This window comes from Christensenella intestinihominis, from assembly GCF_001678845.1.
GTDB lineage: Bacteria > Bacillota > Clostridia > Christensenellales > Christensenellaceae > Christensenella > Christensenella intestinihominis.
This window is the reverse complement of record NZ_MAIQ01000005.1, coordinates 140,518-163,119: the sequence shown is the minus strand read 5'-3', so window position 1 is coordinate 163,119 and position 22,602 is coordinate 140,518. Positions and strand designations below refer to the sequence as shown.

22 protein-coding genes are annotated in these 22,602 nt (G+C 53.5%); 6 read left to right on the top strand and 16 right to left on the bottom strand.

Annotated elements, in window-relative coordinates; all coding sequences use genetic code 11:
* Window positions 1-253 precede the first annotated feature (253 nt).
* Window positions 254-2,044: an alanine--tRNA ligase gene (locus BBD38_RS08630; protein ID WP_066686837.1), complete on the bottom strand. Its 1,791-nt coding sequence runs from the start codon at window positions 2,042-2,044 to the stop codon at window positions 254-256.
* Between the two features lie 24 nt (window positions 2,045-2,068).
* Window positions 2,069-3,448, bottom strand: a complete 1,380-nt coding sequence (pepV, locus tag BBD38_RS08625; protein ID WP_066686834.1) for a dipeptidase PepV — start codon at window positions 3,446-3,448, stop codon at window positions 2,069-2,071.
* 170 nt (window positions 3,449-3,618) lie between these two features.
* Here pepV and radC point away from each other — a divergent pair, with 170 nt between their 5' ends.
* The 6 genes from radC (at window position 3,619) to BBD38_RS08595 (ending at window position 7,514) form a co-directional block, all read left to right on the top strand.
* Complete coding sequence (gene radC, locus BBD38_RS08620) at window positions 3,619-4,374, top strand: RadC family protein (RefSeq protein WP_066686831.1); 756 nt, start codon at window positions 3,619-3,621, stop codon at window positions 4,372-4,374.
* Between the two features lie 95 nt (window positions 4,375-4,469).
* Window positions 4,470-4,925, top strand: a complete 456-nt coding sequence (locus BBD38_RS08615; protein WP_066686829.1) for a GNAT family N-acetyltransferase — start codon at window positions 4,470-4,472, stop codon at window positions 4,923-4,925.
* Between the two features lie 75 nt (window positions 4,926-5,000).
* On the top strand, window positions 5,001-5,414 hold the full coding sequence (locus tag BBD38_RS08610) for an EamA family transporter (RefSeq protein WP_066686827.1): 414 nt from the start codon (window positions 5,001-5,003) through the stop codon (window positions 5,412-5,414).
* A gap of 166 nt (window positions 5,415-5,580) precedes the next feature.
* A complete protein-coding gene (locus BBD38_RS08605) occupies window positions 5,581-5,949 on the top strand; it encodes a GntR family transcriptional regulator (RefSeq protein WP_066686825.1) in 369 nt (122 codons plus the stop codon).
* Window positions 5,946-6,785, top strand: a complete 840-nt coding sequence (locus BBD38_RS08600; RefSeq protein WP_066686822.1) for an ATP-binding cassette domain-containing protein — start codon at window positions 5,946-5,948, stop codon at window positions 6,783-6,785. The genes BBD38_RS08605 and BBD38_RS08600 overlap by 4 nt, the downstream gene beginning before the upstream one ends.
* Before the next feature lie 18 nt (window positions 6,786-6,803).
* A complete protein-coding gene (locus BBD38_RS08595; protein WP_066686819.1) occupies window positions 6,804-7,514 on the top strand; it encodes a hypothetical protein in 711 nt (236 codons plus the stop codon).
* Between the two features lie 44 nt (window positions 7,515-7,558).
* On the opposite strand, the gene BBD38_RS08590 is transcribed toward BBD38_RS08595, so the two are convergent.
* The 14 genes from BBD38_RS08590 to hflX form a co-directional block, all read right to left on the bottom strand.
* Window positions 7,559-9,748, bottom strand: coding sequence for a sensor domain-containing phosphodiesterase (locus BBD38_RS08590; protein ID WP_082989571.1), 2,190 nt, complete (start codon window positions 9,746-9,748; stop codon window positions 7,559-7,561).
* A gap of 203 nt (window positions 9,749-9,951) precedes the next feature.
* Entirely contained in the window at window positions 9,952-10,536 is a 585-nt protein-coding gene (locus tag BBD38_RS08585; RefSeq protein WP_066687055.1) for a TatD family nuclease-associated radical SAM protein, read from the bottom strand.
* A 66-nt stretch (window positions 10,537-10,602) separates the two neighbouring features.
* A complete protein-coding gene (locus BBD38_RS08580) occupies window positions 10,603-11,379 on the bottom strand; it encodes a TatD family hydrolase (protein ID WP_235829118.1) in 777 nt (258 codons plus the stop codon).
* The gene (gene metG / locus BBD38_RS08575) at window positions 11,372-13,303 is read right to left on the bottom strand and encodes a methionine--tRNA ligase (protein ID WP_066686817.1); all 1,932 of its coding nucleotides are present in this window, start codon (window positions 13,301-13,303) and stop codon (window positions 11,372-11,374) included. Before metG ends, BBD38_RS08580 begins: the two co-directional genes overlap by 8 nt.
* Window positions 13,304-13,458: 155 nt before the next feature.
* Window positions 13,459-14,175 (bottom strand): 2-phosphosulfolactate phosphatase, encoded by a 717-nt coding sequence (locus BBD38_RS08570; protein ID WP_066686813.1) that lies wholly within the window; start codon window positions 14,173-14,175, stop codon window positions 13,459-13,461.
* Window positions 14,176-14,301: 126 nt separating this feature from the next.
* Complete coding sequence (rsmI, locus tag BBD38_RS08565) at window positions 14,302-15,147, bottom strand: 16S rRNA (cytidine(1402)-2'-O)-methyltransferase (protein ID WP_172807805.1); 846 nt, start codon at window positions 15,145-15,147, stop codon at window positions 14,302-14,304.
* Between the two features lies 1 nt (window position 15,148).
* Window positions 15,149-15,871 carry a tRNA1(Val) (adenine(37)-N6)-methyltransferase gene (locus BBD38_RS08560; RefSeq protein WP_066686808.1) on the bottom strand — a complete coding sequence of 241 codons (723 nt, stop codon included), beginning with the start codon at window positions 15,869-15,871 and terminating at the stop codon, window positions 15,149-15,151.
* A gap of 99 nt (window positions 15,872-15,970) precedes the next feature.
* Window positions 15,971-16,141, bottom strand: a complete 171-nt coding sequence (locus BBD38_RS08555; RefSeq protein WP_066517968.1) for a DUF362 domain-containing protein — start codon at window positions 16,139-16,141, stop codon at window positions 15,971-15,973.
* Window positions 16,142-16,206: 65 nt separating this feature from the next.
* The gene (locus BBD38_RS08550) at window positions 16,207-17,097 is read right to left on the bottom strand and encodes a PSP1 domain-containing protein (protein ID WP_066686803.1); all 891 of its coding nucleotides are present in this window, start codon (window positions 17,095-17,097) and stop codon (window positions 16,207-16,209) included.
* A complete protein-coding gene (locus tag BBD38_RS08545; RefSeq protein ID WP_172807804.1) occupies window positions 17,094-18,032 on the bottom strand; it encodes a DNA polymerase III subunit in 939 nt (312 codons plus the stop codon). Before BBD38_RS08545 ends, BBD38_RS08550 begins: the two co-directional genes overlap by 4 nt.
* The gene (tmk, locus tag BBD38_RS08540; RefSeq protein ID WP_066686796.1) at window positions 18,025-18,669 is read right to left on the bottom strand and encodes a dTMP kinase; all 645 of its coding nucleotides are present in this window, start codon (window positions 18,667-18,669) and stop codon (window positions 18,025-18,027) included. Before tmk ends, BBD38_RS08545 begins: the two co-directional genes overlap by 8 nt.
* Window positions 18,670-18,686: 17 nt before the next feature.
* Window positions 18,687-20,102, bottom strand: a complete 1,416-nt coding sequence (locus BBD38_RS08535; protein ID WP_066686789.1) for an aminotransferase class I/II-fold pyridoxal phosphate-dependent enzyme — start codon at window positions 20,100-20,102, stop codon at window positions 18,687-18,689.
* A gap of 15 nt (window positions 20,103-20,117) precedes the next feature.
* Window positions 20,118-20,579, bottom strand: a complete 462-nt coding sequence (locus BBD38_RS08530; RefSeq protein ID WP_066686785.1) for a hypothetical protein — start codon at window positions 20,577-20,579, stop codon at window positions 20,118-20,120.
* A gap of 81 nt (window positions 20,580-20,660) precedes the next feature.
* A complete protein-coding gene (gene hflX, locus BBD38_RS08525; RefSeq protein WP_066687051.1) occupies window positions 20,661-22,400 on the bottom strand; it encodes a GTPase HflX in 1,740 nt (579 codons plus the stop codon).
* Window positions 22,401-22,602 lie beyond the last annotated feature (202 nt).

Genomic DNA, 22,602 nt, shown 5'->3' with positions numbered 1-22,602 from the left:
TTACTTCAGTTTATTCAATTTGCACTCGTGGGTATCTTTGTATCTAACTTACCACCTCATGTTTCATCTGTCAATAGCTTTTTCAAAAAAAAAGCCGTTTTTCAAATTTTTCTTTTCCTTCCGCTAAACTGCCTTATGCTTTGCGGTGATGGCGCCCGCACACCTGTGCAAGGGTCCGCGTACATAAAAAGGACCGGCTTCACACATTTCGGTGAAACCGGCCTTTGGCTGTTTTAAAGTATTCTGTCTGTCCTTAATCCAGCACGGCTTTGATCCTGCGCACGCCCGCGCTGCTGCTCTGTTCCTTCTTGATCTTGAAATGCCCCAGCTCCGACGTATTCTTTGCGTGCGGACCGCCGCAGATTTCCTTGGAATATCCCGGAATCGTATATACCTTTACAAGGTCGCCGTATTTGGAATCAAACACGCCCATTGCTCCCTGCTTTTTCGCTTCCTCCACGGACATTTCCTCCTCGATCACATCGAGCCCGGCGTCGATCGCCTCGTTCACGTATGCTTCCAGCTGGTCGAGCTCATCGCGCTCCACCTTGCGCGGGAAGTTGAAATCAAACCGCAAGCGCTCCGCCGTGATATTGGAGCCCTTCTGCACGATATCTTCGCTCAGGATTTTGCGCAGCGCCGCATTGAGAAGGTGGGTCGCCGTGTGCAGGCGCGCCGTCTGCTCGCTGGTGTCTGCAAGGCCGCCTTTAAAGCGCTGTTCCGCCCCTGCATGGGAAAGTTCCTGGTGATGCTCGAAAGCCTTGTCGAAGCCTTCCTTATCCACCTTGAGGCCGCGTTCCGCGGCAAGCTCGAGCGTGAACTCAATCGGGAATCCAAACGTATCGTACAGCCGGAAGGCGCTTTTCCCGTCTATGGTGTCGCCTTCAAGGCGTTCAACCGTCTTTTCAAACTCCTTCAGGCCCTGCGTGATCGTCTTTTGGAAGCGTTCCTCTTCCTTGGCAATCTCCGTCAGTATCTTATTTTCATTGGTTTTCAGTTCCCCGTATGCATGCGCATACTTTTCGATAACGACCTTTGCGATTTCGGGCAGGCTGCCTTCCGCAATCCCCAGCTTTCCGGAAAACCGGATCGCCCGGCGCAGGAGCCGCCGCAATACATAGCCCTGGTCTACATTGGAAGGGGTAATTCCCCGCTCGTCGCCGATCATGAAGGTTGCGCAGCGCATATGGTCCGCAACAATGCGGAACGCTTTCCTTGTGTCTTCGTCCGCGCCCTCGTATTTTTTGCCGGAAAGTTCCTCGATTTTAGCAATGATGGGAGCAAAGACATCCGTCTCATAAACGGAGCCTTTTCCCTGCAAAATTGCAATCGTACGGTCGAGCCCCATGCCCGTATCCACGTTCTTCTGCTCGAGGGGCACATAAGTCCCATCCGCCTGTTTGTTATATTCCATGAATACGTCGTTCCAGATTTCGAGATATTTCCCGCAATCGCACGCCGGGCTGCAATCCGGCCCGCAAGCCGGTTTCCCCGTATCGATAAACATTTCGGTATCCGGTCCGCACGGCCCGGTGATGCCTGCCGGCCCCCACCAGTTATTTTCCTTGGGCAGGAAAAAAATGTGGTCTTCCGCAACGCCAAGGGAACGCCACGTATCATATGCCACCGTATCGCGCGGGGCGTCGCCGTCCCCGGCAAAGCAGCTGAAATACAGTTTATCCTTATCGATCCCAAGATACTTTTCATCCGTCAGGAATTCAAAGCTCCACGTGATCGCCTCTTTTTTAAAATAGTCCCCGAGCGACCAGTTGCCCAGCATTTCAAAAAACGTGCAGTGGCTTTCGTCGCCCACTTCATCAATATCGCCGGTACGCACGCACTTTTGTACGTCTGTAAGCCGCGTTCCCGCCGGATGGGTCTCCCCCAGCAGGTATGGAACGAGCGGATGCATTCCCGCCGTTGTAAAGAGCACCGTCGGATCGTTCTCCGGGATCAGGGACGCGCTTTTAATTACCGCATGCCCCTTGCTCTTGAAAAAATCCAGATACATTTGTCTCAGTTCGTCACTTGTCAAGCACTTCATCCAAAAACTCCCCTGTCGTCATTTCTATTTGCACAGCACCAAAATGGCGTTGGCAATGATATCCGCCGTTTTCAGCAGCGAATCGATTTCAATATATTCGTCGGCCTGGTGCTCCGTCCCCTGCTGTCCCGGGAACAGCGCCCCGAAGGCGACGGAATTCGGAAAGGCGCGCGCATAGGTCGCCCCGCCCATCGTCATGCAATAGGCTTTCTCGCCCGTCACTTCCTCGTACGCCTGCTTGAGCCCTGCGACAAGCGGCGAATCCTCGGGCACATAATGCGGCGGACGTGAAAAAACCTCTTCCACCGAAAGCTCTTTCATCCGGCTGCGAATCGCATCCATAACCGTTTCCTTTTTCGTATGGATCGGATAGCGGATATCGATTCCCGCTTCAACGCCTTCCTCCGTTGTCTTGAAATAACCGAGATTCAGCGAAAGCGCGCCGGATTCATCCTTTGCGGCAATTCCAAGGTGCGTGCCGTCCGTTTGCATCCCGATATACTCCGCCAGCTCGTAAACCGCATCGGAAACCGCGTTCTTTTTGAGGGGCAGCGTATTCAGAAACAGGATCATAAACGCAAGCGCATTTTTCCCGTCCTCCGGCTTTGAGCCGTGTGCGGAAACGCCGTGCGCGGTCAGGAGCAGGCCATCTGCCGCTTCCTCCGCAGCGATCTTTACGGGGGAATCTTCATTGAACAGGTCCATCATTTGCCGGACCGCTTTGGTATTGCCTGTGATTTTGCAGGTGCATACCGCGGGCACGACGTTCACGCGCTCGCCTGCCTGCAGGGATTCCACGGCAAGGCCGTCTCCCTCCCCGTGATATGCCTTCTTTACCGCCTTAAGCTGCAGCAGCCCCTTTTCGGCATTGATAATGGGGAATTCCGCATCCGGCGAAATCGCCATATTGGGAATTTCGCCTCCGTTCGCCTTATAAAAATCCATATCCGACCAGCCGCTTTCCTCATCGCACCCGAAAATAATGCGTACGCGTTTATTGAGGCTGATACAATTTTCTTTTATCGCGGAAAGCGCAAACAGCGCGGCAATCGCCGGGCCTTTGTCGTCAATTGCCCCGCGTCCGTAGATGCGGCCGTCCTTTACCGTTCCCTCAAAGGGCGGGAAAGTCCATCCGTCCCCCGCGGGCACGACGTCGAGGTGCGTCACGATTCCAAAGAGCTCGTCTCCGTCGCCATATTCCACATATCCAAGATGGGAGTAGAAATTCACACTGTCAAAATCGAGTTTTTCCGCAATGTTAAGGGTTTTGATGAGCGCATCAAACACACCCTTCCCGTAGGGCATATTTCCCTGCGGCGCGCTTTTCACACTTTCAATGGAAAGTATTTTGCACAAGGCTTCTATCATTTCATCTTTGCGCGGTGCCAGTGAAAACTCGAGCATTGTTTTCCTCTCCTTTATCTATCTTTGCAACATAAAAAGAAACATGATATATTATAACAGATTTTATAGCGGATATACACCGTTTTTTTCTTTTTTAACCGTATGCGCCGCACGACAAGGAATCGCCGGAGTCCGCGGCGAATTAATTATTTGAAAGATTTTCCAGTGAGGTGAGCGGCATTTCCATTCATGACGGACATCGCGAACGGCTCAGAAACCGGTTCCTGGGGCACGGCCTCGATTCCTTTGAGGAGCACGAGGCGCTCGAGCTCCTGCTTTTTTATGCGCTTCCCCGCCGTGACACCAATGCCCTCGCGCACGAACTTTTAGACCGTTTCGGAAGCCTGCGGAATGTGTTTGACGCGGACCCCGCGGACTTGGCGCAAACCGCGGGAATCGGCGAAAGCGCGGCGGTGCTCATAAAGCTCCAGTCGGAGCTTGCCCGGAAATACTGGCTCAAGGATATGGAAGAGCAGGCCGCCCTTTCCTCGGTCCAGGCCGCAATCGACTATGCGTGCCTCCTGTTCCGGGGAAAAATGAAGGAAGAGCTTTATATCGTATGCCTCGATCCGCGTTTCCGCGTCCGGCACACCGAGCGCCTTTCCCGCGGTAGTGCAACCGAGGCCCCCGTTTCCATCCGGCAGGTTATGGAAGTCGTGGTGCGCACCGGCGCCGAAAAAATCCTGCTTGCGCACAATCATCCCGGCGGCAGCGCACAGCCGAGTAAAAAAGATATCGCCATGACGCGGCAGGTTGCGGCGGCGATGGATACGGTGTCCGTCACCCTGCTCGACCATATTATTATCGGTGAAAAAGACGCGTTCAGCTTTTCGGAGAAAATGCTGTCGCCCGCGGATGCGGTTCATGCCGCACAATACCCCCCGCCGGATTCCCAGCCGCCCTTGCCGGGTAAATCAGGGGAATAGGACGCTGCGCTTGCAATATACGAGGTTTTTGGGTATAATTCTTTTGTATCAGAGAATTTTAGCGTGCATTTTCTGCGCAACCGGAGGATAAAGGAATGGCAATCGAATATTTTCATATAAAAGAACGGGATTTTGATTTGGTGGAACAGTTGATCCAGATCGAAAATTCTTCCTACGACAGCGGCGCCCTCGACGTCTTTGACCTGATTGCGATGCTGCGCCATGCGCGCGTTTATGTCGCTGTGGAATATGACGAAATTCTCGGCGCGGTTTATTTTATGCGCAATTTTGACAATCCGGACAAGGTGTTCCTGCACAGCATCAACATCATTGATCCGCAGGCATACCCGAACCTCGGGACATCCCTGCTGAATATTGCCTTTGCGGATATGCGCGCGTTCGGCATCCGGCTTGTGGAGGTTAACGTCGATCCTTCCAACTACCGCGCGCTTAAGGTTTACCGCGAGCAGCTCGGCTTCGTCGCAAGCGACAGCATGCAAAGCGAAATCCTGAACGGTGAAGAAATCCTTATGCTGCAAAAGGAACTGTAACAGATTTTCAAGGCCGCAGTTATGCGGCTTTTTTAATGGGGTGGTTTTGTGAATACATTGCGAGGAGGAAAAAACATGTGGATTGTATTCGCGCTCCTTTCTGCGGTTTTCGCCGCCGCCACTGCAATTCTTGCCAAAATCGGCATCCAGGATATGAATTCCAACCTCGCCACCGCAATCCGTACGGTTGTCGTCCTCATAATGGCTTGGGGCATTGTATTTGTAACGGGTTCGCAGTGCCAGATTCCAAATATTACGGCAAAATCCTGGATTTTCCTGATCCTGTCCGGAATTGCAACCGGCCTTTCCTGGCTTTTTTACTTTAAGGCGCTCCAGCTTGGGGATGCTTCAAAGGTTGTGCCTATCGACAAATTCAGCGTTGTAATCAGTATGGTGCTCGCTTTTATCATCCTGAAGGAAGCGGTCACCGCCAAAACGGTAATCGGCGGAATCCTGATTACGCTGGGTACCCTTGTTATGGTTCTTTAACCGGAACACAGCCCCTCCCTGCCTGCGCAGGGCTTTTTTTATACCAGTTTCCATGCGTTCCCGCTTTTGACCCCCTTGCGCTTTAAGTAAAAAAAACTTCTTGACAGATTTTGTTTTCGCCTTTATAGTTAATTACATAAGTAACTAACTAATTAAGGAGACAGCCATGAAGCTCGATTTTGAAAACGGGATTCCCATTTACCTTCAAATCGCGGATCAAATTGAAGACTCTATCCTTTCGGGCGTGTTTCCCGAGGATACGCAGGTTCCGTCCACCACTGAAATTTCGACGCTTTATAAGATTAACCCGGCGACGGTGCTGAAGGGCATGACGCTCCTTGTGGACGGCGGTATCCTTTATAAAAGGCGCGGCGTCGGCATGTTTGTCAGGGAGGGCGCAAAGGAAAAAGTCCGCGCCAAAAGAAGGCGGGCTTTTTTCGATGATTACGTCTGCGCACTTTTGGCGGAAGCGAAAAAGCTGGAAATCACCCCGGATGAGATTATACGCATGATAACGGAAGGAGCAGGAAAATGATCGAAGCAAAAAATATTACCAAAAAATTCAGGCATGTTACCGCGCTTAAAAGGCTTAACGTAAGCTTTGGGGAAAACCGTATTTACGGCCTCCTCGGGCGGAACGGAGCCGGGAAATCGACCCTTTTGAACCTGATTACGAACCGCCTTATCCCGTCGGAGGGTTTTTTGTATGTGGACGGCATGCCCGCGATGGAAAACGACACGGCGCTCGGGCGCATTTCTTACATGAGCGAAGATACCCTGTATGAGCCTTCCGTACGGGTTCGGCGCATGTTTGAATGGTCGAAGCTTTTCAATCCCGGTTTTGATACGGATTACGCAAACGGGCTCGCGGCAAAATTCGGGCTCGACCCCGGGAAGAAATTCGGCCAGCTTTCCACAGGTTACCGTTCCATTGCCAAGCTGGTTGCGACGCTTGCATCGGGCGCGGAATACCTCCTGTTCGACGAACCGGTTTTGGGGCTGGATGCAAACCACCGGCAGCTTTTCTATGAAGAACTTCTCGCGCGCTATGCGGAAAAGCCCTGCACTGTGATCCTCTCCACACATCTGATCGAAGAGGTGTCTGCCCTTATCGGGCATGTCGTCATCATCAAGGACGGCACGATCCTCCTTGACCGGCCCGCCGAGGAAATCCAGGATATGGGATTTACGGTATCCGGCAGGAAAGAGGACGTCCTTGCCTGGTCTTCGGGAAAAAACATACTGGGCACCCAGGAAATCGGCGGACTGATGCTAGCGCATATACTCGGCGACCGCGGTGCAGTGCCGGAAAACCTTACGGTTACCCCGCTTGATTTGCAGCAGCTCTTCATCCACCTGACAAACGCGTAAGAAAGAGAGGAAAACAATATGAAACTCAAACAGATGACCCTGTGGCAATTGAAGGCAAATTCAACCGCATTCCTGATATTTTACGGCATTCTCCTGGCGCTGGCCGTCACCCTAACGATCGTCTTTTTCTCCCTGGCGGGGTCGGGCTATACTGGTACGTTTAATTTCGGGGCCGCGGCCATCGGCGCCTTTTTCCTCTTCGTCGTCGGCTGTTCCTCCTTTTCGGAGAACCTGCATATCGCCTTTGCAAACGGCGTGTCCCGCAGGACGCATTTCCTCAGCTTCCTGCTTCTTTCCGTGATTGCCAGCGCCGTAACAGCGGCCTTCGGCGTCGCGGTGGACGCGATTCCCAGTCTGTCCCCCGCCACATGGCAGCCCTTGTTTACAGAAAGCCCGTGGGCGCAGTTCCTGTTCTTCCTTGCGCTCAACATGGCGTTGATGGCGCTTGGATATTTCATTGCCGGGGCATATTACAGGATGAACAAGGCGGCGAGGTGGATCGTCTCTATCTGCATTCCGGCCGGGCTGATCGTGCTTGCGGTCTTTACCGTGAGCGCCGCCGAGGTTCCCGGCATGCCACTTTCCGCCTTTGCGCAAATCTTTATATGGATGGCTTCCAGTCTCATGAACGCCGCCCTCTTCTGGATCGTTTTCGCCGCCCTTTTCTTCCTGTTCGGCTGGCTCGTCACCCGGCGCGCAGGCGTCAGGCAGCAGCAGGCCGCGGCTTAAAACCGTACAAAAAATGGCGAATGCACCGCATTCGCCATTTTTATTTAATTGACGGACAGCAATTTCCGGTATTCCTCCGCCGGCATCGGCCTGCCGAACAGGAAGCCCTGCGCCCCCGTGCATTTCAACTCCTGCAAAATCCGGAACTGTTCTTCCGTTTCAACGCCTTCCGCGATAAACTGTATTCCCATTTCCGCGCAAAACTGCACCACAGAGCCAATCAGGCTGCATGTTTTTTTCTGTTCCCCAATGTTTACAAGCATGCTCCGGTCAAGCTTCAGCGTATCGATATCCACATTCTTAAGCAACGCAAGATTCGCATACTTTACGCCAAAGTCGTCGATGGAAACGGAGAACCCCGCTTTCTTGATCTCGCGGATAATCCATTCCATATATTCTTCGCCCACATCCTCGACGCTCTCCGTGATTTCAATCTCAATCATTTCCTGCGAGATGGCGTGCCTCTTCCACGTTTCGCTTATTTTTCCCACAAAATCTTTTTCGAGCAGCGTATATCTCGAAAAATTGACGGACACCGGCGGAACCCGATAGCCATTTTCCAGCCATTCCGAGACCATTTCACAGGTTTTGTCCAAGACAAAAAGATCGATATTGCTGATTAGCCGTGCGTTTTCAAGCACCGGGATGAAATGGTCGGGCTCTTCAATTTTTCCGCTGTGGCCCAGATACCGGACAAGCGCTTCCGCCCCGATCAGGCTGCGGTCTTCCACGCTGACCTTGGGCTGGAAGTAGACAATAAACCTGTTTTCTTTCAGCGCACGAACCAGCGCCTCGCCCTTTTTCAATTCGAGCGTATCGTCGGTATAGCAGCGGTAACGGCCAACGGACTGGTTGTGGTAATACTTTTTTTTGTTCTCATACATGAGTTCTTCGGTTTCCGTTATAAGGCGGCATACGTCGACAGCGCCTTCCGCCCACTTGCTTCCCACCGAGGCGCTGCATTCCGTGCTCAGAAGCAGTCCGTTTCTAAGCTCAAACACTTTGTGTTCAAATTCCCCTTCGCTTCCGTCCGGGCAGCAAACCACAAATTCATCCCCGCCGATGCGGTAGGCGTTTTCTTCCGGGAAAACAGAGCGGATCAATTCCGCCGTTTTTTTGAGCCGTTCATCGCCTGCGGCGTGGCCCTGCCTGTCATTTACTGTTTTCAGGCCGTTGATATCAAGGTATACGACGCCCATGGAGCGAACTTCCTGCGCCTGCAGCTTATCAATATCGCGGATAAACCTGTGCCGGTTATTGAGGCCGGTCAGGACGTCCTCAAAGCTCAGCTTCTCCAGCATGATATCCGCGCGAACCCGGTCTATACTGGAGGCCAGAAAATAGCCGAGGGTTCCCAGCACCGGTTCGATGCGGCTGCCGGGTTCCGCTCCCGGGTTATCCACCCCGATATACCCCATGAGGCGCCCGTTAGAATTGAGCGGCGCCACCACAAGGCTTTTAATTTCCTGCGCTTTCAGGGGAGCGTATTCTTCCGGATATTGGTTTTTGATTTCCTCAATATCCTCAATATAAATGCATTTGTTCTCTTTGAACGCCTCGATCCAGCGCCTTACCACCGACACCGGCATATTTTTGAGATTCTCTATTTGCGGAACCACAAGGGGCGCGCACCATTCATAGGTGTTGGTCATTTTTTTGCCCGCGAATTCAAAAATATAAACGCGGTCGGCCTGCAGGGCGGTTCCGATCCGCTCCATGATGCAGCCGATTGCCTCGTTCACATGCTTTATTTCGTGCAAGCTTTTTACGCACGAAAGAATCAGGTTTTCGGTCTCAAGGGCTTCTTCCAGCCGGATGCGCTGCTCTTCCTTTTCCGTGACGTCAAGCGCGATTTCCATACGCGCCATTTTTCCCTGCCACGGAATCAGCTTATCCTTCACAAGGTAATGCCTGCCCACAACCGGATTATAATGGTCCCATACATAAAATTCATCTTCCGACAGCTTGCCGTTGGTACAAAATTCACAGGGCTTATCCCTTCCCTGCAGAACCTCATAACATTTTTTCCCGGAAATATCGGAAAGCCCAAACACCTTCCTGCCCGCCTGGTTCAGGTACAGCAATTCATAGGTCCCGGGGTCGCTGACATAAAGCAGTTCTGAAATTTCATCGATTAGATCGAACATACGGTTTCCCTTCCGCCAGATGCCCTGCAGGCCTGCTTTTTCCAGGAGCATAGAGTACATTTTTGCCCCGGAAAGTTTCGCCGTCATTTTTCCCGGTATATTCTAAAGTATACCTTTATGTACGGCCTTTTTGGGGGTCATCCTATCTGCCGTTTCCATTGAGGAAGCGGTTTTCCTATGATTTATTATAAACAAAACATTAAATATTACAAGTATTCTAAGGTATACTTTTAAATTCCCGCATTTCTGGCATCGGAAATATGACCGGGCAAAGGCGGCAGGCGTTCCGCTTAAGCGATATAATGCCGGACACGGAAATGAGCGCCGATATCCTCCGCAATTTTACGGCAGGTTTCGATATCCTCCGGGCTGATGACGTCCACCACCGAAAGTGTGGTTTTGATACCGTATTTCACGCAATCCCTGGCAAAATTGAGCATATAGCGAAATCCGTCTTCCCCATAACGGCTGTGTACAACCTTTTCATATTTCTTTGCATCCGCTTCATTGAGGCTGATCGACACCTCGTCAATCAGGCCCACAAGCTCTTTTGCAATATCCCGTCCGTGATAGACGCTCGCATGCCCGTTCGTATTGATCCGCGTATGTCCGCCGTAATTTTTAACATATGCGGCAATTTCTTTTAACTCGTCGATTTTGATTGTCGGTTCGCCATAGCCGCAAAACACAACGTCTGTCCGGTCCTTGTCCAGCAGGTCGATAATATCCTGCGCCGTAGGCTCCTTCTCCATCCAGAGTTCATATCCCGCGACCCCTTTTTCCGTCCTGCGCACGCAGAACTCACAATCATTGGTACACCGGTTCGTCAGGTTAATATAATTTTTGTCCCCTATTTTGTAAATATACGTATCCAAAACTATTTTCCATTTCCGCACGTACACAACGCGCAAATTGTTTTTCTTTCCTTTTTACGATAAACCTTATGCAAGCCCGAAAAACCGTTTTGCGTTTTCCTCTGTGACACGAACGATTTCTTCCACCGGCACTTCCTTTACCTCCGCAAGCTTCTCCGCCGCATACCTCACATAGGCCGGCTCGTTTCGCTTGCCCCGGAAGGGGACGGGCGTCATATAGGGGCAGTCCGTCTCGACCAGCAAACGCTCCGTCGGAACGGCCCGCGCCGCCTCAATCGTTTTCCGGGCGTTTTTAAAGGTCAACGCCCCGCCGAACGCAATATAAAAGCCCATTTTCACCAGCTCCACGGCTGTTTCCGCGCTCCCTGAAAAACAGTGCAGTTCCCCCCGTACACCCGGGTATTTTTTCAGGATTTCCAGCGTGTCCGCCGTTGCTTCGCGGCTGTGCACCACAATGGGCATATCCACATCCAGCGCAAGGCGTATCTGCTTTTCAAATACCTCTTTTTGCTTTTCACGCGGTGAGAAATCGTAATGATAATCAAGCCCGATTTCCCCGACCGCAACCACCTTGGGCTCCTGCAGCAGGGTCCGCAGTTCTTCTTCCGTATGCCCGTCCCATTCCCCGGCGCTGTGCGGATGGATTCCCACCGCCGCATGCACAATATCGTGCTCCCGCGCGAACGCCGCGGCGCAGACGCTGTTTTCGAGGTCGGAGGACGCTTCCACCACGTTCCCCACTCCGTGCCCTGTAAGCTGGGCGACAACCTCTTCCCGGTCGCCGTCAAAGCGTTCGTCCAGGAGATGGACGTGCGTATCAAAAAGCATTTCCTTCTTATCCAACGATCATTCCATCCTTTGCATCGGCCGTCACAAGTGCGATCTCCGGATTATCCCCCACGGCGAGGATCATTCCCTCCGAAAGCGTGCCGCGCAGCTTTGCGGGCTTCAGGTTGGCGACAATCACAACCGTTTTCCCGACCATTTCCCCCGCGGTAAAGCTTTCCCGGATTCCGGAAACGATAGTCCTGGTCTCTTCCCCGCATTTCACCGTCAGTTTTAAAAGCTTATCCGATCCCTCGAGGTTTTCACATGCCGTCACAAGAGCGGTTTTCAGCTGTATCTTCTTAAACTCGTCGATCGTAATCTGCGGCGTTTCCTCTTTCTGTTCCGGCTCTTTTTCCGTTTGCGCCGCAGCCATCAGCTTATCCAGCTCCGCAAGCTCTTTTTCGATATCGATCCGCGGGAAAATTGCCTCTCCCTTTTCCACATGTGTTCCCGCCGGAAGCCGGCCATAGCTGCCGACGCTTTCCCAGTTCGTAAGCTCCGGCCTTCCCTCCACACCGAGCTGCCTCCTCATTTTCACGGCCGTCTGCGGCATAACGCTTTCGATGAGCACGCTTACGATGCGAAGCCCCTCCGCCAGATGATACATTACGCTTCCAAGGCGCTCCTTTTTCGTTTCGTCCTTCGCAAGCGCCCACGGCATTGTAATATCAATGTATTTATTCAGCATACCGATATACTGCCAGATTTCGGTCAGGGCCTCGGACACCCTCCATTCGCTCACGAGCCCATCCACCTTTGCGGGCAACGCTTCGGCAAAACCAACCAGTTCCCTGTCTTCGGGCTCTTCCCCGCCCGCCTGCGGCACTTCCCCGCCAAAATACTTGCCGACCATCGCCACCGTGCGCGAGAGCAGGTTGCCGAGGTCGTTTGCGAGATCGGCGTTGATCCGCGAAAGCAGGAGCTCATTCGAGAACATGAGGTCGCTGCCGAGCGGCGCCTCCCTCATCAGGAAATAACGAATGGCGTCCACGCCATAGCGTCCTACGAGCACCACCGGGTCTACCACGTTTCCGCGGCTCTTGCTCATTTTCCCGCCTTGCAGGGTGAGCCATCCGTGGCCGTAAACCCGCTTCGGAAGCGGCAGCCCCAGCGCCATCAGGATCGTCGGCCAGGTGATCGTATGGAAACGCACGATTTCCTTCCCCACCAAATGCAAATCCGCCGGCCAATACTTTTGGAATTTGCTGTCGTCGTCCGAAAGGTATCCGAGCGCGGAAATATAGTTGGACAGCGCGTCGATCCAGACATACATCACGTGCTCCTTGTCAAACGGAACGGGGATGCCCCATTTGAAGGATGAGCGGGATACGCACAGGTCTTCGAGCCCGGGGCGCAGGAAATTGTTGAGCATTTCATTTTTACGGGATTCGGGCTGGATAAATTCCGGGTTATCCTCGATATACCGGATCAGCCGGTCCGCATATTTCGACGCACGGAAAAAATAGCTTTCCTCTTTTACTTTATGGACCTCGCGCCCGCAATCCGGGCATTTCCCGTCCACAAGCTGGCGGTCCGTCCAAAACGCCTCGCACGGCGTACAATACCAGCTTTCATATTCGCTTTTATAGATATCGCCCTGGTCATAGAGCTTTTGGAAAATTTTCTGCACGCATTCCTCGTGGCGCTTATCCGTCGTGCGGATGAAATCGTCGTTTGTGATATCCATCAGCTTCCACAAATCCTTGATCTGCGCCACCACGCCGTCCACATATTCTTTGGGCGACATGCCTTTTTCGGTTGCAATCTTTTCAATTTTCTGGCCGTGCTCGTCCGTCCCCGTGAGGAACATAACGTCATAACCCGTCTGGCGCTTGAAGCGCGCAATGCTGTCTGCGGCCGTTGTGCAGTATGCATGCCCGATATGCAGCTTATCGCTCGGGTAATAAATCGGTGTGGTAATATAAAATTTTTCGCTCATTTCCGTGGCTCCTTTTTTCAGCATAGTTTTCATTATAGCTTTTTGCGGCATTCTTTTCAATACGGCGCCCCGCTTTTCACGCGGCGGAAGCGCACGCCGTGAACAGAAAAGGCACAGCCCATGCAGACTGTGCCCTGGAATTTCTTCCGGCCGGGTTACCCTTTGATGATAACTCCTTCCTGGTATACCGGAACGACATCGAACATATCCTCCCGCGTGCAATACTCCAGATCGTCATACAGCTTAAGCTGTTTCAGATATTCAAACTGCGTACTGCCCTCCAGCGCGCCGAGGATATCGTGGTTTGCGTCGTGGTATAATTTCAGGGCGACTCTTCCCATATCATCAAGCTCGAGCGTATCGTCGAGCTTCAGCATTCGGTCGAGAATGCAGCCCATTGCAATAATGTCGTCCATCGAGAATTTCCGTTTTGTGCCCGCGCAAACCAAGGTAATATCATTTTCGAGGGACAACGCCTTTTTTGCAACCGCCTGCGCGTTGATAAACGTGCCGACCAGGATATCGGACGCAGCCGCCAATTCTTTGACGGCAACGGAACCATTGGAGGTGGAATACAGGATAACCATATCCTGTACAACGTTCTGCGTATATTCCAGCGGCGAGTTTCCAAGGTCAAACCCGCCCACCTTCTGCGCCGCAATTTCGCCGCACAAAAGAACGTTGCCTTCCGAAATCTTTTTGATCGCGGCGGCTTCATTCGCTTCGCTGGTGGGAACCACCCTGTCACACCCGTTTGAAATTGCCGTAATGATGGTCGCGGACGCGCGAAGCGCATCTACCATTACAGCCGTCCTGTCTTGCAATTCATGGATTGGAAGGTCCCGAAAGACCGCCGAACATACTACTTTCATAATTACCCCTTGCCTATGTTGTATGATGCCTTATTTTACTATATTTTCGAGTGAAATACAAGTGTACTGCTCACGAAAATGCGTTTCTTATGCGATTTTCATGAAATCCACCCCTTTCGCACTGATTTATCCGCGTTTTCCGCTTTCGAGCGCAATTCCGTAAACTTTGTTTTTGGGAAGCCCATATTCCGCGGCCACAGCCGCCGCCGCGGATTTTTTCGTCATTCCGTTTTTGATCCTCTGTTCCACTTCCCGCGCGATTTGTTCTTCCGAAAGGCTTTCCCCGGAGGCGGCCGGAGGATAAAAAACCACCGCAAACTCCCCTTTTATGGCCTCCCGCCGCCCAAGCGCGGCCCATGCCTCCTTCGCGGTCATGCGCAGGCTTTCCTCGTGGAGTTTCGTAAGTTCGCGGCATACGCACACGGGCGTATCTTCCCCGCACACATCGCACATATCCGCAAGCAGCTTCAGGATGCGGTTGGGGCTTTCATAGACAACGCAGGGGACGCCTTTTTCCCGTATTTCCTCTAATTCCCTCCGGCGAGCCGCCTGCTTTTGATTCAGGAACCCCCAGAACATAAAACGCGAGCAGTCCATCCCGGAAAGCGTCACCGCCGTAATCGCGGCGCACGCCCCCGGGATACTTTCCACTTCAATTCCCTTTGCGATGCACCGCCGGACAAGTTCGTATCCGGGATCGGAAATAACGGGCGTTCCCGCATCCGAAACGAGAGCTACATTTTTCCCCCCGGTCAGAAAGCCGATAATTTCCTCAAAGCGCGCTTCTTTGCTGTATTCGTGAAAGCTCACCAATTTGTTTTTGATCCCGTAATGGTTCAGCAGCTTTACCGTCCGCCGGGTGTCTTCCGCCGCAATCACGTCCGCCTGCCGCAGCGCCTCGAGAGCGCGCAATGTAATATCCCCGAGGTTCCCAATTGGAGTCGCCACAAGCGCCAGTTTTCCACAATTCATTTTAAATTCCATCCCGATGGTATATTTTCCTGATTTCTTCCGTCTCGCTTCCGTCCCTGCCGTACACAATCAGCGGCGGAAGAACCTCGATTCCTTCATTTCCGTCCTTTACCGCCGAAATCAAAACCTGGGCGGCAGGCCGATCCGCAAAGCTATGGACAAACCGGAGTTCCTTGGGCTCCAGCCTGCTTTCGCGCAGCACGGCAAGAAGCTCCGCCACGCGCGACGCCCGGTGGATGCAATAAAACCGCCCTCCCGAGCGCAGGAGCGCGCGCGCCGAAATACAAAGCTGCGGAAACGTAACGGCAACTTCGAACCGCGCAAGCCGGTGGGACTGCGTTTTGCTGCCGATACCCGCATTTTCCTTTTCGTACGGCGGGTTTGAAACCACTGCGTCAAAGTCGCCCGTAAGCAGGCCGCGCGCTTCCTTAATATCCCCGTGGATAATTTTGATCCGGGCCGTAAGGCCGTTCCTTTCCACACTGCGGCGCGCGAGGGCGCAAAGGGGTTCCTGCAGCTCGAGCGCCTGCACGGAAATATCCTCCCTGCGCCCGTACAAAAGCAAGGGAATAATCCCCGTGCCCGTGCCGAGGTCGGCCACGCGCGCATTCTTTTTCAGGCGCACAAAATCCGCCAGCAGCACCGCATCCGTCCCGAAGCAAAACAGCTCCGGGTCCTGTATGATGGAAAGGCCTTTCAGTTGAAGGTCGTCAATTCGTTCCATGTGTGTATTATACCATACCCGTTTCCCCTTCCGGGGAAAACCCGCAAAAAAAAGACCCGCAAAAGCAGGTCTCTTTTATTTGGTGTTGTCTACTTTCGCTTACGCCTCGGAAATCGCTTCCACAGGGCACGTAGCAGCACAAGCGCCGCAATCGATGCACTCATCGGCATTGATTTGATACTGATCGCCGCCGTCGGAAATCGCGTTTACCGGGCAATCTGCCGCGCAAGCTCCGCAAGAGATGCAAGCGTCCGAAATTTTGTATGCCATGTCCTTTCACCTCCATACTTAATACAACTCTATTCTACCTATCCACCCATAAAAAAGCAATAGTTTTATTTGCCTTCCGGCGATTTTATTTCCTCATTCGCGCCGGAGTCTTTCCCTTCCTTCTTTTTGCCTTTTCTGGGCCCCGCGTCCTTCACGCGAATCTCGGAATAATCATAACTTACATATTCAAATGTCCCGTCTTCAAGGGGCATTTTCACCTTTACTTTTCCGGTAAGCGCGTTCGTATCCGCCACTTCGCCCTGCCCGTCCGGGGTTTTTACGGTATGGCCGGTACGCGGCAGCCTGCGGCACATATCATGGTAATGCTCCTGCTCGTAATTAAGGCAGCACATCAGCCTGCCGCACAGCCCGCTGATTTTCGTCGGGGAAAGGGACAGCCCCTGTTCCTTTGCCATCTTGATTGAAACCGGCTGGAAATCCCCTAAAAACGCGCTGCAGCAGCACGGGCGGCCGCACGGCCCGAGGCCGCCTATTTTCTTTGCTTCGTCGCGCACGCCGATTTGCCGGAGCTCGATCCGCGTTTTGAAAACCGAGGCCAAATCCTTCACAAGCTCCCGGAAATCAACCCGGCCCTCCGCGGTAAAATAGAAGATGATTTTGTTGCCGTCAAACGTGTATTCAACGTCGATCAGCTTCATATCCATCTTATGCTTTGCAATCTGTTCGTTGCAGGTCCGGAAGGCTTCCCGCTCTTTTTGCCGGTTTGTCTCGATTTTCCGGATATCCTTTTCATCCGCCTTGCGCAATACCTTTTTGAGCGGCTTTGTGACCTGGCTCTCCTCCACCTCGCGCGGCGCGAGGACTACCTCGCCAAATTCCATGCCCCGTGCGGTTTCAACGATAACTTTATCATTTAATTGTAGTTCCAGCTTGCCTGGATCGAAATAATATATCTTTCCTACTTCGGCAAACCTTACGCCGATAATGAAACTCATAAAATAACCTCCAATATATGAAAAAGCATACTTTCGAGCGCAAGCTTTGTATTGAGCCCCGCGCACTGCGCACGCTTTACCATGCAGTCAAACAATATTTGCTGCGTATTTACCAATACAAAATCACGCAGCTTTGCATGCCGGGCAACCTCCCCCGGCTTATCCTCATTCACCAAAACCTCCCCCGTATGCTTATAAAGCAGCACGTCGGCAAGGTACTGGAGCGCCGCCTGCAGGCACAGTTCGATTGCGCCGTCATGCTTTGTGAAAAGCTCGAGCGTGGCGCTTGTCGCCATATTTTTTGCTGTAAACAGGCGGTTTAAGGCGAGGATCATATCGTCCCTTATCTCGAAAAAACCTTTTTCGAGATACGACACCGCCAAATGATAATCTCCTTTTGCGGCGCCGGCGAGAACGCGTGCACGCAGCGTTGGCAAATTTTGCTCTTCGTGCAGCAATTTTTCCGTTTCCCCGCGGGAAAATGACGTCTTTAAAATTATACACCGCGAAAGTATGGTAGGCAATATATTTTTGGTGTTTTGGGCCCCCAGCATAAACACGGTATGGGCCGGCGGCTCTTCTATCACCTTCAAAAGCGCGTTCTGGGCCTGGGGCGTCATTGCATCCGCATGGGCGATCACAACCGCCTGGTATCCGCCTTCATACGGTTTTTTGGCGACCGCCGCCGGAATCCCGCGTACATCGCCGATGCTGATGGTGCTTTTCGCCGGTTCAATAATAAACAGGTCCGCATGGTTCCTGTGCAGATATTTCAGGCAGCCCGGGCAGGTCTTGCAGCCCGTTCCGTCCTTGCAGAACACGCGCAGCAAAAATTCGTCGATCTGTTCCTGCGTCGCCTCGGGAGACGATCCCGCAATCAGGTAAGCCCCTGCAATATTTCCTGTCCTGAGCGCATTTTCCAGTATTTCATTCATTGCAAAAGCCATTTTCCCTGAGAATTTCTTCCATCCGGGAACGCACAATATCCTGCGTGGTATATTTATCGCCCGACGCGTCAATGCGGACAATGCGGTCCGGGTACATTTCCGAAAATTTTACAAACCCGTTATAGAGCATAATATAAAATTCTTCTTCCTGCGTCTCGAGCCTGTCGTGCACGCGCTTTTTGCTCATCCGTTCGAAGGCGAGGTGCGGCGGGAAATCGAGGAAAAACGTCTTGTCCGGCATTACGTCGCCCATGGCAAAACGGTTGATATCCATCACAGCCTCGATGCCGAGGCCCCGGCCCACTCCCTGGTATGCAAGCGACGAATCGATAAAACGGTCGCACAGGACAACCTGCCCCTCCCGCACGGCAGGGGCGATCACTTCCTCCACATGCTGCGCACGCGCGGCGGCATAAAGGAGCGCCTCCGTCCGGTCGCCCATCTCTTTGTTTTCAATATCGAGTACGAGGTCCCGAATCTTTTCAGAGATATTGCAGCCGCCCGGCTCGCGCGTGAGGACCGGCTCGATTCCCCATTCCTCCATCAGGTATTCCGATAAAAGGCGCATCTGCGTGCTTTTGCCGCAGCCGTCCACGCCTTCAAATGTAATAAACAGTCCCTTCAAACCTTATATGTCCTTTCCTAAACACAAGCAATCTCTATATTATTCTGGTAAACGCCGAAAAGTCCGTACCCCCGGTTCCTCAGCAATATCAGGTAATCCACCATGTCTTCCGTGATTTTTTGACCGGGCAGGATAACGGGTACGCCGGGCGGATAGGCCCCGGCAGGCGCCGCCGCAATGCATCCGACGCTTTCCTCAAGCGGCATACTGCGCCGTTCCGCAAAAAAGGCCTTGCGCATGGGCACCGAAACCTGCGGCAGGTATACCTGCTTTAAATCCTCGGCCGTCATCATGCGGCGGATTTTATAGTTCGAGCCCTTGATTTCCCCAAGCGCCGCCTTCAGCAGTTCAAAGTCCTCCGCCGTATCCGCGGCAGTACAGATCAACACAATATTTACAATATCCGCCGTTTCCACGGCGATTCCCTTTTCCTGCAGGAAACGCGCCGCGCCAAAACCGCTTACGCCGCGGTCCGTCACATCAATCACGAGCCGCAGGATATCCCGGTCAAAGGCCCCCGTCTGTTTCGGAACGTCCTGGAAAACGCACCGGTAGCCCCCCAGCGCCTCGATCCGGCGCATGTTTTCCTCCACAAGCTGGATCACCGTGTGAAGCTTTTGCTTCCCTTCGCCGCGCATAAATCCCAGCGCATCGTCGGCCGATGCGAGCAAAAGGTAGGAAGGGCTCGTCGTCTGGAGCATATTGAGCCGCGACTGTACCACCTCCGGCTGCAGGCCCGCTTCCATCCCTACATTCAATACGGCGCACTGGTTCATTGCGCCAAGCGTCTTATGCAGGCTGCACGTCCAGATATCGCATCCTGCATGCGCGGGCGCCGTAGGCAGCAGCTCCGAAAAATCAAAGGCGGCGGCATGGGCGGCATCGCAAATCACCTTCATTCCCGCATTGTGCGCTACCGCGCAAATACCGTTCAGGTCCGCGCACAGCCCGTAATAATTCGGGTAGGTCAGGTAGACCGCTTTCGCCTTCCTGTGCAGCGCCACCGCCGAGGCAATGTCCTGCACGCTCACCACGCCGGGCACATCCGTTTCCCGCGCGGACGGATAGACAAAAACCGGCTTTACATCCGCCATAATAAAGGCATTGACCGCGGAAAGGTGGATATCCCGCGCAACGATCACCGTATCTCCCGGCTCCAAGACCGAAAGCACCGACGCCTGCACGCCGCACGAGCTTCCGTTTACCAAAAAATGGCTTTCCCGCGCGCCCGTATATTCCGCGTGCAGCTTCTGGGCCTCCCTGATGGCGCTTTGGGGATGATAAAGGTTATCCGCGCCTGGAAGCTCCGTAATATCGAGGGCGTTCACCGACGCGGGCAAAAAGCCCGCCTTTCCCTTATGGCCGGGCATACAAAAGCGCGACCGCGCCTCCCGGGAAACGCGCTCCAGCATTTCTACGATCGGTGTTTCCATCGCGCCGGCCTCCTTTTACCGCTCTTTCAGCTTTTCCTTCAGTTCTTCCGAGGGGCTGAACAAAATCGCAATATCCCCGCAGTCGATGGCATAGCTGTCCGCCTTTTTGCGGAAGGTATATTTATATTTTTTCCGTCCGGCAATCTCGTTTTCCATCGCCGGATAGGCGCCCATCTTCCTGATATTGCGGAGCGGAATCGTGGACAGTTCCTTTTCCCGCGCCCCGATCCTGCGCCCGAAAAGAATTTTGCCTTCCCCGATTATATATACATAATCGGTCATGTAGCGCTTGACCACGACAAAGCCCGCAAGCACGACGATTACGAAGGCAAAAAGCTGCAGCCACGGAAGGTTCAGCAAAAAACCGATAAAAGACAGGACAAACATCGTTGCCAAAATTGCCGCGACAATCGCGAGCGTGATGAATATTCCTGCAAGAGTCCCTATTTTTTTATGGGCCATTTCTTCGCGGTACATATGAAACTCCCTTCAATTCCTACCGTACATCATATCAAAAAACCGCCCCTTCCGCAAGCCGGGCAAACGGCTCCCTGCCGCTTAGTTTTTTAGCTTTTTGATGGTCTCCAGAGGGAGCATGGCCTCTACATATACGCCGTCCGGCCGGTAATCCATGGAGATATCTTTTCCGTCGCGGTTCACGAGCGCAAGGAGGTCTCCGCGGTCGTAACCGAGCGTCCCGCGGTACGTCATAAGCCGCGGCGCAAGTTTCTCCGTAACAAGCGAAAGCAGTGTTTCAAGCCCTTCCCCCGTTTTTGCGGAGATGTAGACGGTGTCTTTCCCCGCTTCGGGCACCTCGCCGAGCCTGTCCATCTTGTTCATTACCACGATTGCCGGCGTTTCATTGGCGTGTAGGGAGGAGAGCAGCCCGCGCACAACCTCCATCTGCCCGTCCGCATCCGGGCTGCTTGCATCCGTTACAAGGAGCAGTAAATCCGCGCGGGTCACCTCTTCAAGTGTGGAACGGAATGCGCTCACAAGGTCGTGCGGCAGCTTTTCAATGAAGCCGACCGTATCCGTAAACACCGTTTCCCCGACGTCAGGCAAACCGACCCGCCGCGTTACGGGATCAAGGGTTGCAAAAAGCTTATCCTCCGCCCGCACACCGGCGTTTGTAAGGGCGTTCAGCAGGCTTGACTTTCCCGCGTTGGTATACCCGACGAGCGCGACTTCCTTCACGTCGTTTTCCCGCCTTGCCGCGCGGCGGAGCTCCCGCTGCTCCGCGACCTTGCCCAATTCCTGCTGTAATTCAAAAATCCGGCGGCGAATCCGGCGGCGGTCGATTTCAATCTTTTTTTCCCCCGGGCCGCGCGTGCCGATCCCGCCGCCAAGGCGCGACAATGACACGCCCTCGCCCGCAAGCCGCGGAAGCGTATATTGAAGCTGGGCAAGCTCTACCTGCAGCCGCCCCTCGCGCGTGCGGGCATGCGCCGCAAAAATGTCGAGGATCAGCATCGTCCGGTCCACTACCTTTACGCCCAGCGTTTCCTCGAGGTTACGGGTTTCAAGCGGCGAAAGCTCGTCGTTCACAATTGCGATATCCGCATCCATGGCGGACATTTGCAGGGAAAGCTCCTGCGCCTTTCCCTTACCGATATAATAGGCCCGGTCGCGGTCCCTGTTTTGCGTGAGGCTCCCGACGACCTCCGCGCCCGCCGTCTCCGCAAGGCGCGCAAGCTCTTCCATGCTTTGCCGCGGGGCATTGAGGCCCACAAGGACAGCCTTTTCCGGCGCATCCTCCGTTTCGTGCATGCGCACAAGCCTCTGGACCCGTTCCGTCGCCACAGCGATTTCATGCATAAGCGCCTGCTGCGGAATACGTCCCGGGCGGAAGGGCCCCGTAATTTTCGTCTCGCCGAGCGCATCGCCGATAAATCCGACGCACATGGCGGTTGCCTTTCCATCTTTTACGGAAACTGCCGCCATCGCATCAAAACGGCTGGAAATGAGCGAGCCGACGTCCACATCCGAAAGCATCGGGCTTCCGCCCGGATGCGTGTGGACCGCGCGGATTCCGGATACGCCCGCGGCGCCCCGTCTCACACGCATATACGGCAGCTTTACGCTTTTATCCGTGCCGACCGAAACGTCGAGCACCCGGCCGCTCCGCGACAGGAACACGGAAATTTCCCTGCCCGTGGCCTCCGTTCCCCGCGCCATGCCGGCAAGCAATTCCCCCGAAACAAATTCCTGCGGGGAAAGCTTTATTTCATACAACTCTTTCAATTCTTCTACGACGCGGGATTTCAGCCCCGCCGTATTTCCATGTATTTCATCCATATTATTGATTATACCAGAAACAGGCGCCATTTTGCGGCCTTCCGGGATTTTTTTGCGAATGAACAAAAGCAGCGCTTTCCCGCCGCCCGCAACCAGGCCCGAATGGGATTATTTCCGCAAAAAAGCCTTCGGATATCCCGAAGGCCTGATGTTTCCATATTCCGGGCGCCTTCCCGTGTTCCGCGGACAGACGCCGCCATTC